General features: G+C 44.6%; 13 protein-coding genes and 2 rRNA genes (1 of these 15 running past the window's edge). 5 read left to right on the forward strand and 10 right to left on the reverse strand.

The genetic code is table 11. The features are described 5' to 3' along the window. Positions 1-132 precede the first annotated feature (132 nt). Together FXO21_RS07210 and FXO21_RS07215 are read right to left on the reverse strand one after the other, a co-directional pair. The gene (locus tag FXO21_RS07210) at positions 133-1,404 is read right to left on the reverse strand and encodes an aminotransferase class I/II-fold pyridoxal phosphate-dependent enzyme (protein WP_149639461.1); all 1,272 of its coding nucleotides are present in this window, start codon (positions 1,402-1,404) and stop codon (positions 133-135) included. A 253-nt stretch (positions 1,405-1,657) separates the two neighbouring features. Then, on the reverse strand, positions 1,658-2,437 hold the full coding sequence (locus FXO21_RS07215) for a hypothetical protein (protein ID WP_149639462.1): 780 nt from the start codon (positions 2,435-2,437) through the stop codon (positions 1,658-1,660). Positions 2,438-2,614: 177 nt separating this feature from the next. On the opposite strand from FXO21_RS07215, the gene FXO21_RS07220 reads away from it, so the two are divergent. The 4 genes from FXO21_RS07220 (at position 2,615) to FXO21_RS07235 (ending at position 7,297) form a co-directional block, all read left to right on the forward strand. Next, on the forward strand, positions 2,615-4,111 hold the full coding sequence (locus FXO21_RS07220; protein ID WP_149639463.1) for an acetyl-CoA carboxylase biotin carboxylase subunit: 1,497 nt from the start codon (positions 2,615-2,617) through the stop codon (positions 4,109-4,111). Positions 4,112-4,376: 265 nt separating this feature from the next. Continuing rightward, positions 4,377-5,426: a tRNA preQ1(34) S-adenosylmethionine ribosyltransferase-isomerase QueA gene (gene queA, locus FXO21_RS07225; RefSeq protein WP_149639464.1), complete on the forward strand. Its 1,050-nt coding sequence runs from the start codon at positions 4,377-4,379 to the stop codon at positions 5,424-5,426. An 86-nt stretch (positions 5,427-5,512) separates the two neighbouring features. After that, complete coding sequence (locus tag FXO21_RS07230) at positions 5,513-6,181, forward strand: 2-C-methyl-D-erythritol 4-phosphate cytidylyltransferase (RefSeq protein WP_149639465.1); 669 nt, start codon at positions 5,513-5,515, stop codon at positions 6,179-6,181. A 33-nt stretch (positions 6,182-6,214) separates the two neighbouring features. Next, the gene (locus tag FXO21_RS07235) at positions 6,215-7,297 is read left to right on the forward strand and encodes a winged helix DNA-binding domain-containing protein (protein WP_149639466.1); all 1,083 of its coding nucleotides are present in this window, start codon (positions 6,215-6,217) and stop codon (positions 7,295-7,297) included. A gap of 6 nt (positions 7,298-7,303) precedes the next feature. Here FXO21_RS07235 and FXO21_RS07240 read toward each other — a convergent pair whose 3' ends face one another. From FXO21_RS07240 to FXO21_RS07255, 4 genes are all read right to left on the reverse strand, one after another. After that, positions 7,304-8,623 (reverse strand): dienelactone hydrolase family protein, encoded by a 1,320-nt coding sequence (locus tag FXO21_RS07240; RefSeq protein ID WP_192579178.1) that lies wholly within the window; start codon positions 8,621-8,623, stop codon positions 7,304-7,306. Positions 8,624-8,629: 6 nt separating this feature from the next. Beyond that, on the reverse strand, positions 8,630-9,778 hold the full coding sequence (locus FXO21_RS07245; protein ID WP_149639467.1) for an acyltransferase family protein: 1,149 nt from the start codon (positions 9,776-9,778) through the stop codon (positions 8,630-8,632). 81 nt (positions 9,779-9,859) lie between these two features. After that, on the reverse strand, positions 9,860-10,612 hold the full coding sequence (locus FXO21_RS07250) for a glucosamine-6-phosphate deaminase (RefSeq protein ID WP_149639468.1): 753 nt from the start codon (positions 10,610-10,612) through the stop codon (positions 9,860-9,862). Between the two features lie 6 nt (positions 10,613-10,618). Beyond that, positions 10,619-12,025, reverse strand: coding sequence for a Gfo/Idh/MocA family protein (locus FXO21_RS07255; RefSeq protein WP_149639469.1), 1,407 nt, complete (start codon positions 12,023-12,025; stop codon positions 10,619-10,621). Positions 12,026-12,152: 127 nt separating this feature from the next. On the opposite strand from FXO21_RS07255, the gene FXO21_RS07260 reads away from it, so the two are divergent. After that, a complete protein-coding gene (locus FXO21_RS07260; protein ID WP_149639470.1) occupies positions 12,153-13,160 on the forward strand; it encodes a LacI family DNA-binding transcriptional regulator in 1,008 nt (335 codons plus the stop codon). A gap of 231 nt (positions 13,161-13,391) precedes the next feature. On the opposite strand, the gene FXO21_RS07265 is transcribed toward FXO21_RS07260, so the two are convergent. The 4 genes from FXO21_RS07265 to FXO21_RS07280 form a co-directional block, all read right to left on the reverse strand. After that, the gene (locus tag FXO21_RS07265) at positions 13,392-14,375 is read right to left on the reverse strand and encodes an ISAon1 family transposase (RefSeq protein ID WP_225865555.1); all 984 of its coding nucleotides are present in this window, start codon (positions 14,373-14,375) and stop codon (positions 13,392-13,394) included. After that, complete coding sequence (locus FXO21_RS07270) at positions 14,359-14,718, reverse strand: ISAon1 family transposase N-terminal region protein (RefSeq protein ID WP_149638820.1); 360 nt, start codon at positions 14,716-14,718, stop codon at positions 14,359-14,361. The genes FXO21_RS07265 and FXO21_RS07270 overlap by 17 nt, the downstream gene beginning before the upstream one ends. Before the next feature lie 263 nt (positions 14,719-14,981). Then, positions 14,982-15,093, reverse strand: a 5S ribosomal RNA gene (rrf, locus tag FXO21_RS07275). Between the two features lie 211 nt (positions 15,094-15,304). Further along, positions 15,305-16,626: ribosomal RNA gene (locus FXO21_RS07280) — 23S ribosomal RNA — on the reverse strand (it continues 1,499 nt past the right edge of the window).

Here is a 16,626-nt window from a genome sequence, read left to right on the forward strand (position 1 = left end):
ATTAGTTAATTGCAAATATTTAACATGCTATTAATCAGACAGTTACAGCTAACTAAAATTTTCACACATTCCCACAAAAAAAGGGGGCTTTTTAGAAAAAAGCCCCCTGAAAGCAAATAACGCATATTTTAATTATTCCACGCCTACCTGAATGTCATCTTGTTGGTAGACCCGGTTCTTAAGTTTTTCCGCCAAACTGGTAAATGCATTTAAAGTATATTCCACATCTTCGAGCGTATGAGCGGCTGTCGGGATAATCCTCAGCATGATCTGACCCTTTGGAACCACGGGATAAACTACGATTGAGCAGAACACACCCATATTTTCACGCAGGTCACGTACCATTCTTGTGACTTCGGGAACGCCGCCTTCGCTGTGCAGGAAAACAGGCGTCACCGGTGATTCAGTTTCTCCGATATTGAAACCGCGGCTACGCAGCCCATCCTGCATTGCCTTTACATTTTCCCAAAGCTTGGACCGCAGTTCAGGCATCTTTTTGATCATATCCAAACGTTTGCGGCAACCTTCCACATAAGGCATCGGAAGCGCCTTGGCGTAGGTTTGTGACCGCATATTATATTTCAGGAACATGATAATTTCGGGATCATCAGAAGCGATGAATGCGCCGATCGCCGCCATTGATTTGGCAAAAGTGGAGAAGTAAAGGTCGACTTCTTTCTGGACGCCCAGCAGCTCGCCAACCCCTGCGCCGGTTTCGCCCATTGTGCCAAAACCGTGCGCATCGTCAACCATCAAACGGAAATCATATTTCTTTTTCAGCTCAACGATCGCCTTGAGATCACCCACTTTACCGGACATACCGAAAACGCCTTCGGTGATAACCAGTACGCCTCCGCCTTTTTCATTGGCTAACTTAGTCGCGCGGATCAGGTTCTTTTCAAGACTAACCATATCGTTGTGGTTAAACTTGTAGTACTCTCCAAGCTTGGCTTTGTGAAGGCGGATACCGTCGATCAGGCATGCATGAGATTCGGCATCGTAAACAATTACATCCCTGTGATCGCACAAACACTCGATGGCAGACATGATTCCCTGGTAGCCATAATTCAAGAGGAAAGCATCTTTTTTTCCGACGAACTCAGCGAGTTCCTTCTCAAAAGTTTCGTGCAGGACTGAATTCCCCGACATCATTCTTGCCCCCATCGGATAAGCCAGGCCCCATTTTGCGGTTGCAGCTGTATCTGCTTCTCTTACTTCAGGGTGGTTTGCAAGACCTAAATAATTGTTCAGACTCCAGTTCAATACTTCACGTCCCATGAACCTCATGCGCGGGCCCAATTCTCCTTCCAGCATAGGAAATGAAAAATAGTGATGGCTATTCAGCATTTTTGCCGGAGTTCCAATCGGACCAGAGTTGTTGCGCAGTTTCTCGAAAATATCCACTCTCTTCTAATTTATGTGGGTAACAATGATTACTAATGTTAGATAAATGCAAAATTAAAAAAATATACCGGTACTTTGACAAGACCACTATCTTTCCGCCTAACAGTAAGTTAACAAAATTATAATACACCTGTTCCACTCTATCCGCTTTATCTGATATCTTACCCATAAAATCCGGACTCGCATATAAACACAAATCCCCGCCAGCTCGGACTGACGGGGCTATATTTGTTTTAAGTAGATCACTCGACCCTTACTGCCAGGTGTTGCTCCACTTGAATACCGAACCGCTATCTCTCGTGCCCTTTCCACTCAACACATACCCCGAGGTGTCCAGCTCGTATTCGTAATCGATTGTCGTTTTTGTCTTTTCAAAATGGTCTTCTGTTGTTGCCTTTTTCACGAGGTACTTTGCCTTTTTAGGAAATAGTGTTCCGTCTACCGCTATGTGCCATTCATTGTGAGAGCCCGATTTGTCTAACTTATCAGTGTATTCGTAAGTCGTAGTTGTAAGAAGATTGCCACTATGATCATACGTTTTTGCAACTGAAATGTTCTCATGAGCATTATCATAAGTGTATTGGTGGTTCGCGAATGGTTTGTCCTCGAATGTAATCACCTCCTTTATAACCTTCCCACCCTCGTATGTGAATGACGTAGCAAAAGCTTTTTGCTCGGATTCTCCAAAGTAGCTGAACTCTGATAGGTTAGTCACCAATTCTCCATCCCTGGCATATACTTTTTTCGCCAGCAATTGTTTTCCATAATATGAATAGCTCACTTTGCTTTTGGTATATTCAACTTTCACTTTCATTCCAGAGGCCACGAATTCTTCGGGCTGTTTTTCGGCATTATACTTTATGTCTCTCACTCCGCTTGCAAATGTAGACGCCAACAGCAATCTTTCATTTCCTGTCAACAGAGCAGGTGATTGGGGTGTCGGGCTCGTCTTCTCATTATTACACGCATTATTGAGGAATAGCGTCGCTATTAAAAAAAGCCAAACAAAAATTTTCGTTGCAGTCGTTCTCATCGTGTTTTTGTTTTAGTTAAAATGATACCTAAAATACGCCTACTTAGGTACCATGCGTATCAGCAACCTCCCTTCAAAGATTCTGCGGCAATCGTCCATTTATTTAGTGGCATGAGTAGTCTGCATTGAAAAGTCGGCTTTTGTTAACTTAGGATATTTACAATACTATCAGATTGCATGACCCAAATCAAAAAAATACTGATTGCCAACCGCGGCGAGATTGCATTGAGGATTATGCGAACTGCCCGTGAAATGAATATTTCCACAGTCGCCATTTTTAGTGAAGCGGACAGAAAATCGCCTCATGTGCGCTATGCTGATGAGGCAGTTTGTGTAGGCCCGGCAGTTTCGTCAGAATCTTATCTTCATATTGACAAAATACTGAAAGTATGCAGTGACCTAGGCGTTGATGCGATTCATCCCGGCTACGGCTTTTTATCAGAAAACGCAGGATTTGCTCAACGGGTGAAAGAAGCAGGGATTATTTTTATCGGCCCTTCACCCGAATCAATTGAAATCATGGGAAGCAAGTTGGCTGCCAAGCAGGCTGCTTCCAAATATAACATCCCGCTGGTACCCGGCACTGCTAGTGCCATTACGGACCGGGAGGAAGCCAAACGCATTGCGGGCGGGATAGGTTATCCTATCCTGATCAAGGCCAGCGCCGGAGGAGGGGGAAAAGGTATGCGGGTTGTAGAAAGCGAAGCAGATTTTGATGAACAAATGGACCGCGCCGTGAGCGAGGCTGTCGCGGCATTCGGCGACGGCTCTGTTTTTATAGAAAAATACATTTCCTCGCCCAAACACATTGAAATACAAATTCTCGGCGATCAGCATGGCAATATCGTCCACCTTTTTGAGCGTGAATGTTCGATTCAGAGGCGACATCAGAAGGTAATAGAAGAAGCGCCGTCCATTTCCATTACACCCGCAATCAGGGCAGAAATGGGCCGTTGCGCGATTGATGTGGCTCGTTCATGCAAGTATTATGGTGCCGGTACTGTGGAATTTATCCTCGACGAAAAACAAAACTTCTATTTTCTCGAAATGAATACAAGGTTGCAGGTCGAACATCCTGTGACTGAGCAGATAACCGGGGTAGATCTTGTTAAACAAATGATACTGATCGCGGAAGGAAAACAACTGGGCATTGAACAGGAACATCTGACTATTAAAGGGCACGCTATTGAAATACGCGTGTATGCAGAAGATCCGCAGAATAACTTTCTTCCTGATGTAGGCAAACTGCTTACTTATATCAAACCCGATGGAAATGGTGTGCGCGTAGATGACGGATTCGAGCAGGGAATGGAAATCCCTATTTACTATGATCCTATGATTGCAAAACTGATCACTTACGCAGATAACCGCGAAGATGCTATTCAAAAAATGATACGCGCCATTGATGAATACCATATATCAGGCGTTCAGACGACCTTATCCTTCTGCCGCTACGTGCTGGAACATCCGGTATTCAGATCCGGCAGTTTTGACACAAATTTTATCAGTAGATATTTTAGTCCAGATATGATAAAACCAAGGACTGATGCTGGTGCATCTGATGTTGCGGCGTTGATTTCCGGAATGCTGCTAGATGACGCTAAACAGCTTAAAGACGTTCAGCATGAGGTTCCAGCACCCGCGAGGTCAAGATGGAAAAACAGGTTGCTATGAAAAGGCCAATGTTGGATACCGATAGGATTTCCGCAGGAAAATCACTACTTTTGCGCTCTTAATTTTTTTTAAGCATATATTAAGTAAATATTATTTCAATTACTAGTTCTTTACAGTATTCCTGGTTACAAATTTTCTTTGTTAGTCAAATACATGAGGAATCAGACATTGATTTTACAGTAAAAACCGGCCGTGATTTGGTCATAACCAATCTTTTGACCGGCATTTTAATCTACGATACAAGAAATTCACAGATTTTCCAGCTATGAAGCTTTCCGAATTTAAGTTTGATCTTCCCCAAAGTCTAATTGCACTTCATCCTTCCGACCGTGGCGAGTCCCGCCTGATGGTTGTACACCGTAAAACTGGCGAGATTGAACATAAAACCTTTGCAGACCTCATTAATTATTTTGATGATGGGGATGTAATGGCAATCAATGACACCAAAGTTTTTCCTGCTCGCCTTTACGGACAGAAAGAAAAGACCGGCGCAAAGATCGAAGTATTCCTTTTACGGGAATTGAACCGGGAAATGCGTCTTTGGGACGTATTGGTCGATCCAGCCCGTAAAATCCGTGTGGGCAACAAGCTCTACTTTGGTGATAGCGATCTGGTTGCAGAGGTAATTGACAATACCACTTCCCGAGGTCGTACGATCCGTTTTCTTTACGATGGAGACAACGATGCGTTTATGAAGCTGGTAGATGAACTTGGAGAAACACCGCTTCCTCCGGAAATCATATCACGTCGCAAGGTAGAAACTGCTGACCGTGAGCGCTTTCAGACTATTTTTGCCGAACATGTCGGTGCAGTTGCTGCTCCTACTGCCGGTATGCATTTTACCAAAGCGATCATGAAACGTCTTGAAATTAAAGGCGTGAATTTCGCTCCCGTTACGCTGCATGTCGGGCTCGGCACGTTTCGCACAGTCGATGTAGAAGATCTTACAAAGCATAAGACTGATTCGGAAAATTACAGGATCAGCCAATCCAGCGCGAATATTGTGAACGGCGCAATCGATGGGAAAAAACGTATCTGCGCGGTTGGAACCACGTCTTTAAAGGCAATCGAATCGTCCGTTTCGGCTAGCGGGCATTTAAAAGCAGTTGAAGGTTGGACAGACAAGTTTGTGTTTCCTCCCTACGATTTCAAGATAGCAAACGCGCTTTTGTCTAATTTCCAGCTTCCTGAGTCTATTTTGTTAATGTCAGCCTGTGCATTTGGCGGGTTCGATCTGGTGATGAAGGCTTATGAAATTGCTATTAAAGAGAAATACAAGTTTTTCACATACGGGGATGCAATGCTGATTATTTAGCATTAATTTTCCGGTCAGTACATGATCATTTATGTTTTGGGTAGATCCTGATTCATAAATGATCATTTTTTTTAAAGATTGATCTTATGCATGAATACGCTGTAATTGTCGCAGGGGGAAGTGGAAGTCGCATGAAAAGTGATATTCCAAAGCAGTTTCATATTGTTAATAACCTTCCGGTATTGATGCACACCATTAATGCCTTTCGGGAATATTCGGAGGAACTGCATATCATTGTTGTGCTACCTGAAATTCAATTTTTGTTTTGGGAAAAACTTTGCGAGGCACACCAATTTAATGCACGTTACCAGCTCGTAGCCGGGGGAAATACCCGCTTCCACTCTGTAAAGAATGGTTTGCAAAGTATCAATGCAATCGAAGGTTTGGTCGCTGTGCACGACGGCGTGAGGCCCGTTATTTCAAAAGAAATCATCGCCGGCAGTTTCTATGCCGCTGCTGAATTCGGCTCTGCGGTAGCCAGCGTACCGTTGAAGGAATCGATCAGGAGTATCGATCCTGCTATTGGAAACAAGGCTTTGGACAGAACCCATTTCAGACTTGTCCAGACTCCGCAGACGTTCAGACTTGTATGGATGCTGGACGCATTTTCTGTGGATTACCGGGAGACTTTTACTGATTGCGCGAGTGTTTTAGAAGCAAAAGGTTACCCGATAAATCTGATAGACGGGGCCTACGAAAATATCAAGATCACCACCCCGGAAGACCTGAAATGGGCTGAAACCTATCTCAGTTAAAGTCCGGTTTATTTTCATCTTTTTGTCAATGTTATGACGCACAACGAAATCCGGTACCTTCGGCTGCACAATTTGCTGATTTCTGACCAGCGCTTCGAAACCGTCGCCGATGCAGTGCGCTGGCTGGGAGCCGTCCAGGCGCAGGACTATGCCGGTACCAAATGGTCGCTGGCACTCAGAACGAAGGAAAATAGGGAAGCGGACGTAGAAAAGGCAATAAGTGACAAAGTAATTGTCAGGACATGGCCGATGCGCGGAACGCTCCACTTTGTGGCCGCCGAGGATGCACATTGGATATTAAAATTACTTGCGCCAAGAATAATCGCGGGGTCGGCAGGCCGGCACCGGCAATTGGAACTGAACGAAAAAATATTCAGTCAAAGCCATGAATTGCTTATTTCCGCACTGAAAGGTGGAAAACAGCTAAGTCGCGGCGAAATTTATGCATTACTTGAAAACGCAGGAATATCGACTGCCGGACAAAGGGGAATACACATTGTAGGTCATTTAGCGCGCAAGCAAATTCTCTGTCATGGAATACATAACGATAAGCAACCGACTTACGCACTGCTGGACGAATGGGTACCAAATCCAAGGATACTCGACGAGTCGGAAAGTCTGGCAGAGATCGCATTCAGATACTTCGCAAGTCATGGTCCGGCTACGTTAAACGACTTTGTATGGTGGACCGGCCTCAAAATATCTGACGCAAAAAAAGGGTTGAATGCTGTTTCCCATAAACTGGAATCAATCGAAGTCCAAAGTATCACTTACTGGCATTCGCCGGCAAATGTGGATTTAACTTCTGAGAACAAGACCTTCCTACTGCCTGGCTTTGACGAATATATGCTTGGTTATACCGACAGATCCCTGATACTCGATAAACTTCATGCAGGAAAAATCGTACCTGGCAACAATGGAATGTTCATGCCGACCATTATAGTAGACGGTAAGGTTGAAGGAACGTGGAAGAAGGTGATTAAAAAAGATACTTTACAATTGGATATGTATCCTTTTGGCAAAATTACACAAGTCAAAAAGAGACAGGTTGAAAATCAGGCAAGAAAATTCTCTGAATACCTGGATAAAAACCTGTCTCAGATCAACTGGCTTTAAAACAGATCAGGCCAGCCATTTCCCGAACCATTCAAACGCATCCTTCTGCATTTCCGCATCAAATTTGTGCGGACCGTCGTAAAACTTCGCGGCATATTTTTCCGGCGCTTTCGCTTTCTTGTATACTTCTGTTAAGATCTGATCCGCTTTCTTCATTTCAGGCAAAGTATACAGCTGATCCTGATTATTATTCTGAACCAAAGTTGCCATCGGAACGCGCAAACCAAGTATTTCGGGAAAATCCATAAACTGTGGAAGAAGTGGCGTGTAAGTCATCCATGTATGATTAAAAGACTTATTAAGGATCAGATCGGTCCAGGTAGTCATAAAACCAACGCACACTGCACATTTGATCCGTGGATCGAGCCCACCGAGATAGACAGTTCTAAGACCACCGCCTGAAAGTCCGCCACAGCCTATACGATCGGGATCTACGTCTTTTCTGCTGCTCAGAATATCAAGTGCTACCTGATCTTCAGACAAAAAGACACCGGGCCACGTCGTACCCGCGCAAAAAAGCGATTTCGACATGACATGCTCGTGCTCGGATGACCATGTATTGTAAGCTTCAATATTTTCAATTTTTTCTGGATCCTGATCGCTTTTCCCTGTCGTATTTACGGCGCCCCAATTCAAGCCTAATGTATCATCGTACATGACCCGCCTGCTGCCGAACGCGAATGTGTCGTGTACAAGAACCGCATATCCCAGTTTCGCAAGCTCGTTTGCCCAGGCTTTCCCCCCATAATCGGTTTTCTGGTGTTCCTTAAGAATTGGATGCTGATCTCCCGGAGTCTTCACAATCTTGCGATACCCAAAATATTTCATACCGGCATGGTCGTGCAGTCCTAATACGGCAGGCAGCGGCTTCGTAACTCCCGTTGGTTTCATGAAGACTGCCTTTGTTGGTCTACCATAACCCAGCTCCCAGGATAATTCTTCGATCTCAAGTCCGTCAAAAACGTACTTTTTTTCAACTGTGACTTTTGGAGCTTTACCTTTTACAGGACTGGCTACCAACTCTTTTGTCTTTGCCAATGCTTCTTTCTGCCAGCTTTTCAGGTCTATATGTTTTGGGTTTCTAAAAGACAACGGAGGTACTTCAGGCAGTAGAGAATCAGCCCATGATCCGTAACTCCCAATCACACTTTTTTCTGACAACATCTTCGGAGATAAATTATTTACATTAATTGAATCTGCCGCATTCGGTTTCCCATCAGCATTCTGGATGTCAAATATTACCGGCAACGCAGCAGTTTGAATAGCTGCTTTTAAAAATGCTCTTCTCGCTATTTCACCGGACCTTTCATTTGATTCTGATTCCATATTAGGCTACACTTTAACGAAAATTTTATTCCGGTATAAGAAGTAAAGGAACAGCCAGACCAGCACGAACCCTCCAAGCGCATTGTATACTTCGTGCCAATCTTCAGGTGCATATTTGTAAAAACCTTCAAATAGCAATTTGGAAGAGGAATTGAAATTGACAAACCTGACTGCCATGTAAATAACCAGTGAATTCAATCCTATTACCCGGAAGAAAAAGGACCAACGCTGGTACCCCTTCACATCTATTATCCAATAAAATAAAGTCAGCATAACGAAAGCCATGCCCGCTGTCAGCATGATAAACGAGCTGGACCAAAGATGTTTGTTGATTGGAAACACCGTATTCCAAACTAAGCCGAGCGCTATTCCGGAAAACCCGAGTAATAACATTCGCTTTAATTTCTGATTTACAGTTATTGAACCTAATAAAATATCTCCGGCAAGGGAGCCGAAGAGCGTGAGGCAAATCGCAGGAAACTGTGTTAAAAGCGCCAATTCGTCATAGCTGCCTTGTTTTAATTTTCCAGGCATAAAGCTTCTGTCAAACCATCCGACCAGGTTGCCCTCAAAAGACAGATCCCCCGATCCGTAACCAGGTACCGGAATGATTATCAATGCAAGGTAATATAGTAGTAGTGTACCGACAGCAAGGTATAATCTCTGCTCCCATTTAACATTCATATAAATGATCGCCACAACAAAAGTGGCCAATCCAATCCTTCCCAAGACACTACCGTACCGAATATTTGCGGGATCAAAAATGTCTATTGGAGCATTTTTATCCAAGATCCCCAGTACAATGAGCACCAGCATTCTCACGAAAGTTTTCTTTATGATTTCGGATTGCTGCATACCCTTTGCTAAGCCGCGTGAAACGCTGAATGCGAGTGAAGTACCTGCAAGAAAAAGAAACAGCGGAAATATAAAATCAAAGAAGGTAAAACCGTTCCACTCGGGATGTTCAAATTGCGCAGCGACAGCGTCGATAAACAAAATACCGGTTTTTCCACCCAACAAAAAAATAAATGCCCCCCCGCCGGAAATCATTAACATATCGAATCCTCTCAATGCGTCAATAGATGCCAGGCGCGAGGATACGATTGTTTGCTTTTCTGCTGGCTTGGTTTCTTCTGTCAGGGGTGTCGCTTCCATGGGATATGAATTTTCTTAAAGAAGTAACAAATGCAATGTTTTTTACCCTTTTGTAAATCAAACCGATGTAGCAATGCTTCTTTACCTAATTACTGCGGAATTAGACAAAAGCGTTGCGGAGTGTTTATCCAAAAAGAATGTGCAATTGGCGTGCTGTTGCAAAATGCTAGCAGGAAATAGATTGCTGACTCCATTTTCAAGGCTATCTTTCACAGCTGTCGCTTTTCGCTCATCTGGCACCGAACACACTATGTATTCCGATTTCATTATTTGCCTGATTGACATACTAATTGCTTGCTGCGGGACGTCAGAGAGACTTTCAAACCAGCCTTCCCCCATTTGCTGCCGGCGACAGGCGTCGTCCAGATTTACCACCAGATAGGGACTTTCCGTCTCAAAATCAGCCGGAGGGTCGTTAAAGGCCAAATGCCCATTCTCACCGATACCTACCAATGCTATATCAATAGGACGTGATTGAATAAGTTCGCTTATTCTGGCTATTTCCAGACCAGGATCGTTCTCTCCGTTAATTAAGTGCGCATCTTTCAGCTGAGGTACTTTCGACAGGAAACGCTCGCGAAGATATTTCCTGAAACTGGCAGCGTGCATTTCCGATATCCCTATATATTCGTCCAGATGAAACATAGTAACTACCGACCAATCTATATCCTGCTCGCTAGTCAATTGATTCAGCGTTTGAAACTGGCTCGTTCCGGTTGCCAGAATGATATTTGCAAACCCTTTTTCAGCAATTTTCTTTCTTAATAAGCTTGCTACGAAAGCACCGGCTGATGCGCCTAGTTCTACACTGTTTTCAAAAACCTCAATCTTCATATTTGTTCACGATTTTACTCCTGTGTTTCCCCCGCCTTTTAAAGTAATGTCAACCTGTCTGTTTTTTTTCCAGGCTCCGTTTGTGAAGTCAGGAATATCGATTGAATTGGATCTGTGAGCGACTGACCACTCACTCAACGGAGCTATTACGCTCCATGAAGCCGCGTCGTAAACGTCCTGATCCAGCGGCAGACCGTTCCTCAAACAATCTATTAATCTCCAATCCATTAAGAAGTCCATTCCACCATGCCCCCCAACCTTTTTCGCAAGCTCTCCAACACGCTTAACGATTTCCGGCTGGTATTTGGCTTCGAGCTCCTTAAACTCGGATGCTTTCAACCATTCATGCCCCTGGGAGATTCTACCTTGGCTACCGTCCTCTGATAATGGGTATTTTTGAGCCGCACCTTTTGTACCACTTATCGTGTGCAATCTTGAATATGGGCGGGGAGAAGATACATCGTGTTGCAACATGATCGTTCTTCCTTTACTCGTCCTGATAGTAGTTGTATTCATATTTCCACGAAAACTCTTATCAGTATACTGCTTAAAATATGGATCCTTTTCTGCTAATTCTTTTGCCCTTGCTTGCAGCATAAAATCATTACTGCTCATCGAAACGAGGTAATCCATTTTATCCCCCCGATTAATATCTAGAACCTGGGCAACAGGCCCTAGACCGTGCGTCGGGTATAGATTGCCATTGCGAAGATTTTCCTTCAATCTCCATAATTCAAATCTTTTGTCTTTTTGAAAAAGAGAATCAAAAATGTCGTGAATGTAAGCTCCTTCAGCATGAACGATCTCTCCGAAGAAACCCTGGCGGGCCATATTTAATGTAAGCAGCTCGAAGAAATCGTAGCAGCAGTTTTCAAGCATCATGCAATGCTTTTTCGTCTTCTCAGATATTTCCACCAGCTTCCAGCACTCATCTACTGTAAGGGCGGCTGGAATTTCCACTGCGACATGCTTCCCCTGCTCCATCGCATAAATGGCCATCGGCGCATGTAAATCCCAAGGTGTACAAATGTAAATAAGGTCTATATCGTCCCGGTCACATAACTTTTTCCAGGCATCGGCCGATCCTGAATACACATCCGGGCGGTGTCCTGACTGTTCCAGTTGCTGCTTTGCGCTGTTTGCTTTTTCCGGCAGGATGTCGGCAACTCCTTTTATCTGCACATTTTCAATATGAACCATCCTTTTAATCGCACCGGCACCCCTGTTTCCAAGACCTATATAGCCAATGCGAACATTATCAATCTTTGGAGCAGCATAGCCACTCATATTGAATTCCTGTTTACGAACCTTCACCAATGGCTCTCGATGACTTCCTGCGACAAGGATTTCAACCGAGGAAGTCACCCCTATTCCGCTCAAACCAGCAATTTTCAAAAAATCTCTCTTTTTCATCTGAACAGTTGAGTTATAAGGTTGAAATTTTGCGTTTGCGCAATTTTACAATCTTTTCTATTTCCCTTTCAAAATTTTACCCTAAATAGTAGCGAGAACGTTCTCGAACCTGTCTTGATAAATTGGAATGAATAAAAAGTATGCAACGATCAAGGATATCGCAAAATCACTGGATATCTCCATAGCAACGGTTTCGCGTGCACTGAGAAATGCCTACGACGTTAGTAGCGAGACACGAAAAAAAGTTCTGGAAGAGGCAGAAAGACTAAAGTACCGCCCTAATTTGAATGCGACAGGACTGGTAAACAGTAGAACAAACAAGATCGGCGTCATTATACCATCCATTGTCAATTATTACTTTTCCACCGTTATCACTGGTATTCAGGATCATGCTATTGAAAATGATTATCAGGTTATTTTGTTTTTGACTAACGATTCATTCGCATGGGAATTAAAGATTGTCAGAGAATTATCCCTGACAAGCCTTGATGGACTTCTAATCTGCCTATCGTCTCAAACCGACGATTTCGGTCATTTCGAGGAGCTTATAAAAACTGAAATACCCTTGGTTTTCTTTGATCGCTATAGTAACTCTTTGCAAGCTTCGAGGGTTATTCAAGACGATTATCAAGGCGCATGTACTGCAACGGAATATCTTATAAATTGCGGATTTCGGAAAATAGCTCACATTACAGGTCCAGACAACCTCACATTGGTCCGGTCAAGAAGTCAGGGTTTTCTTGATACCTTATCAAAGTACGGGTTAGCCTATTCTGTAAAAATACACTCAGGGTTTAGCCAAGAAAATGGCTCACAAGACATTACTAACTTATTTAAATCAATTGAAGTACCCGATGCCATTTTCGCGGTTAATGATCGTAAAGCCGTTGGCGCAATACTTCGCTTGACAGAAATGGGGATTAGAGTTGGAAAAGATGTTGGAGTTTTAGGATTTACCAATGATCCGATATCTGAAATAATTTCCCCTAAACTCTCTTCAATCGCCGAGCCGGCTTATGATATAGGAAAAAAGAGTTGCGAATTACTATTAAAACATATCAGAAAGCCGAACCTTCCTGTTGAAGAAATTAAATTACCTACGCATTTGGTCATTAGAGAATCCACTGGAAGATAAGTCTGCGTACTTCAATTAATCGAGAAGATATGAAAGCCACATCGCCTTATAGATGCGAAAAGCATTAGATCCTGCAAGGTTTTGTACAGTTATTTAGGTAAGGGTTTGCTACTGCCCCAAACGCATATAAGCCATCCTTTTGAGATGGTCTTTCTGATAGTATTTTGGCGACCAGACTGCGCGTCCCGCCTGGTTTACGGCTCAAGACCAAAACTTGTGGAGCAACTTGGATTAAGCATATAATTGAGTAAGGCGATACAGGAAGAACTCAACGTTTCTTACCCCTCTGAACTGTGCTCTGAACGCTTTGATTTTCGCGTTGAAGGATTCGGCAGATGCGTTAGTGCTGCGGTTATCAAAGTAATTAACGATTGTCTTATAGTGGTTTTCAATCGAGCGGGCTACGGTATTGAATGACTTGAAGCCAGATTGCCGGACCTTTTCATGCCATTTGGCTAATCTGGTCAACCCATATATTTTTTCCGTTGTAGTCGTGAAGATGTTACTGAGCCCTATCGTTAGCTCGTACGCTTTTTTCAAATCGGGGAAGCGTTCAAAAAGAAGCAGGGCGCGTTCTTTTTGGCTGTCTGTCCAGGTATTGGGCTTTTTGTATAGCGCGTACCTGCTTCGAGCCAGTAGCTGTTTAATGGTGTCGCCATTAGATAATATCTCTGGATGATATTCATTCTGAGACATTTTAGCCTGCTCAATAGCATCGCTTTCCTGATCCAGGACTTCCCAGCGATGTTTGATCCGGATATCTTGGAGGGCATCAACTGCGAGTCTTTGAACATGGAAACGGTCAGTCACTCGCACCGCCCGTGGAAAGCATCGCTTGGCAATCAAGGACATACTGCCCGCCATGTCCAGGGTGATTTCTGACACTTTCTTCCGCAGTGGTTCCGGGATTTTGCGAAGTACTTCAATCACTGCTTCTGCCTTAGTTCCAGCCACTATTGCTACAATGCTGCCACGGCCACCTTTGGCAGATTTATTGGTAAGGATTGTATACAATTCGCCGTGCGAAAGACTGGTTTCGTCGATCGATAGATGAGATCCTAGGTTTTCGGGATACAAGAGCCATTTTTTTGCATGACCTCTTTGCTTCCAATCTTTAAATCCACTCTGAAAATCACGATACTGCCGTAGCAAAGCCCTACCATCAACGCCATAGAAACGACCAATGCTCCAAATATCATTAGCCCTCGTATCCACCAATTTCTTTTAAAAAATCCGCGAATTCAATAGTCATTCGCGTGCCTTCTGCTACTTCTGTCCAGTCTCTATGGACAACTTTGCCAGTCTTGGTATTGAGCCACCTACGACGTTTAATATGAAGGAATACCTTGTGGCCCCGAATTGGGAAATCCTGCAGGGTAATGGTGGGGAAATAACCTTTGGAGAGCAAGTCTGCCTTTATTGGATCAGCTTCTGGATAATTTTTCTCTTCCAAATAGACGTGATAACGTTCCTCTGACTTCTCTACATGGGTCAGTAAGTAATTCTCAATTATAAAATCCGGTAAGATTAACTCGATAAGCGGCAGGAAACTCTCCAAAACAAACTGGTTTGATTAAAAACACAAACCTAGATAAATCCTATCCGCTCCACAAGTTTTTGATTTGATCCCTGGTTTACCAGGTGTTGGGCCAAGAGGGCGTCTGCCGGTACCATCGGCGGTCCCGGGCCAGGCGCCCCCGGCTTAGGCAGCCCCGCTTAACTTCTTTGTTGGGGGACGCGTAGCCGGGATTCGGAGAGGTGGACACGATGGGGTCAGGCACAAAAAAAGACCATCCTTTTGAGATGGTCTTTCTGATGGTATTGTGGCGACTACCTACTTTACCAGGTTTGATCCAAGTATCATCGGCGGTCCTGGGCTTAACTTCTCTGTTCGGGATGGGAAGAGGTGAACACCAGGCCAATAGTCACCAACAAGCTCTTTTGTTGATTCCGTGCTAAGGAAGAAGTGAAGTCGAATGCGACCCCAGCCCAACCAATAGTCACCAACAAGGTCTTTGAGTATTTCAATTTTGAATGATTGAATGTGTGAATGACTGAATAATATTCACTCATTCATTCATTGAGGCATTCAACATTGAATTTCATGTCATATTGGAAGTAGAAGAGTAAAAAAAGAAGGTTAAATGTGCAAGCTGTTGGGTAATTAGTACTGCTCGGCTGAATGTATTTCTACACGTATACCTGCAGCCTATCAACGTCGTAGTCTACAACGACCCTTATGTGGAAGATTCATCTTCGGGCTAGTTTCGCACTTAGATGCTTTCAGCGCTTATCTATTCCCCACATAGCTACCCGGCCATGCCCCTGGCGGGACAACCGGTTCACCAGCGGTGGGTCCACCTCGGTCCTCTCGTACTAAAGGCAGCCCCCGTCAATCTTCCTACGCCCACCACAGATAGGGACCGAACTGTCTCACGACGTTCTGAACCCAGCTCGCGTGCCACTTTAATCGGCGAACAGCCGAACCCTTGGGACCTTCTCCAGCCCCAGGATGTGACGAGCCGACATCGAGGTGCCAAACCTCCCCGTCGATGTGAGCTCTTGGGGGAGATCAGCCTGTTATCCCCGGCGTACCTTTTATCCTTTGAGCGATGGCCCTTCCATACAGAACCACCGGATCACTATACCCTGGTTTCCCACCTGCTCGACCCGTCGGTCTCACAGTCAAGCCTGCTTGTACTATTGCACTCCACACACGGTTACCAAGCGTGTTGAGCAGACCTTTGGAAGCCTCCGTTACACTTTTGGAGGCGACCACCCCAGTCAAACTACCCACCATGCACGGTCCTGCTCTTAGAGCAGTTAGATCCCAGGCCAGCGAAGGGTGGTATTTCAACGTTGGCTCCCCGATGCCTGGCGACACCGGCTCACAGCCTCCCACCTATCCTACACATCCCTGACCCGAAAACAATGCAAAGCTATAGTAAAGGTGCACGGGGTCTTTCCGTCCCGTGGCGGGTAAGCGGCATCTTCACCGCTACTACAATTTCACCGAGCTCACGGCCGAGACAGTGCCCAGATCGTTACACCATTCGTGCAGGTCGGAACTTACCCGACAAGGAATTTCGCTACCTTAGGACCGTTATAGTTACGGCCGCCGTTTACTGGGGCTTCGATTCAATGCTTCTCTTGCGATGACATCCCCTCTTAACCTTCCAGCACCGGGCAGGTGTCAGGCCCTATACGTCAACTTTCGTTTTGGCAGAGCCCTGTGTTTTTGCTAAACAGTCGCCTGGGCCATTTCTCTGCGGCCTCTCTTTGCAGAGGAGGCTCCCCTTCTCCCGAAGTTACAGGGTTAATTTGCCGAGTTCCTTAGCCGTGATTCACTCGAGCACCTTAGAATATTCTTCTCGACTACCTGTGTCGGTTTACGGTACGGGCTGCATACAGCTGGTGTTTCAAAAGCTTTTCTTGGAAGCGTCTTCGATGATTCGCTTTGCCCGTA

Origin of the sequence: Dyadobacter sp. UC 10, from assembly GCF_008369915.1 — a bacterium.
Taxonomy (GTDB): Bacteria; Bacteroidota; Bacteroidia; order Cytophagales; family Spirosomataceae; genus Dyadobacter.

Coding starts and splice junctions, on each gene's coding strand:
- FXO21_RS07245 (WP_149639467.1), bottom strand. CDS start 9,778: ATGGAAGCGACACCCCTGACAGAAGAAACCAAGCCAGCAGAAAAGCAA.
- FXO21_RS07235 (WP_149639466.1), top strand. CDS start 6,215: ATGACGCACAACGAAATCCGGTACCTTCGGCTGCACAATTTGCTGATT.
- FXO21_RS07260 (WP_149639470.1), top strand. CDS start 12,153: ATGAATAAAAAGTATGCAACGATCAAGGATATCGCAAAATCACTGGAT.
- queA (WP_149639464.1), top strand. CDS start 4,377: ATGAAGCTTTCCGAATTTAAGTTTGATCTTCCCCAAAGTCTAATTGCA.
- FXO21_RS07240 (WP_192579178.1), bottom strand. CDS start 8,623: ATGGAATCAGAATCAAATGAAAGGTCCGGTGAAATAGCGAGAAGAGCA.
- FXO21_RS07220 (WP_149639463.1), top strand. CDS start 2,615: ATGACCCAAATCAAAAAAATACTGATTGCCAACCGCGGCGAGATTGCA.
- FXO21_RS07255 (WP_149639469.1), bottom strand. CDS start 12,025: ATGAAAAAGAGAGATTTTTTGAAAATTGCTGGTTTGAGCGGAATAGGG.
- FXO21_RS07230 (WP_149639465.1), top strand. CDS start 5,513: ATGCATGAATACGCTGTAATTGTCGCAGGGGGAAGTGGAAGTCGCATG.
- FXO21_RS07215 (WP_149639462.1), bottom strand. CDS start 2,437: ATGAGAACGACTGCAACGAAAATTTTTGTTTGGCTTTTTTTAATAGCG.
- FXO21_RS07250 (WP_149639468.1), bottom strand. CDS start 10,612: ATGAAGATTGAGGTTTTTGAAAACAGTGTAGAACTAGGCGCATCAGCC.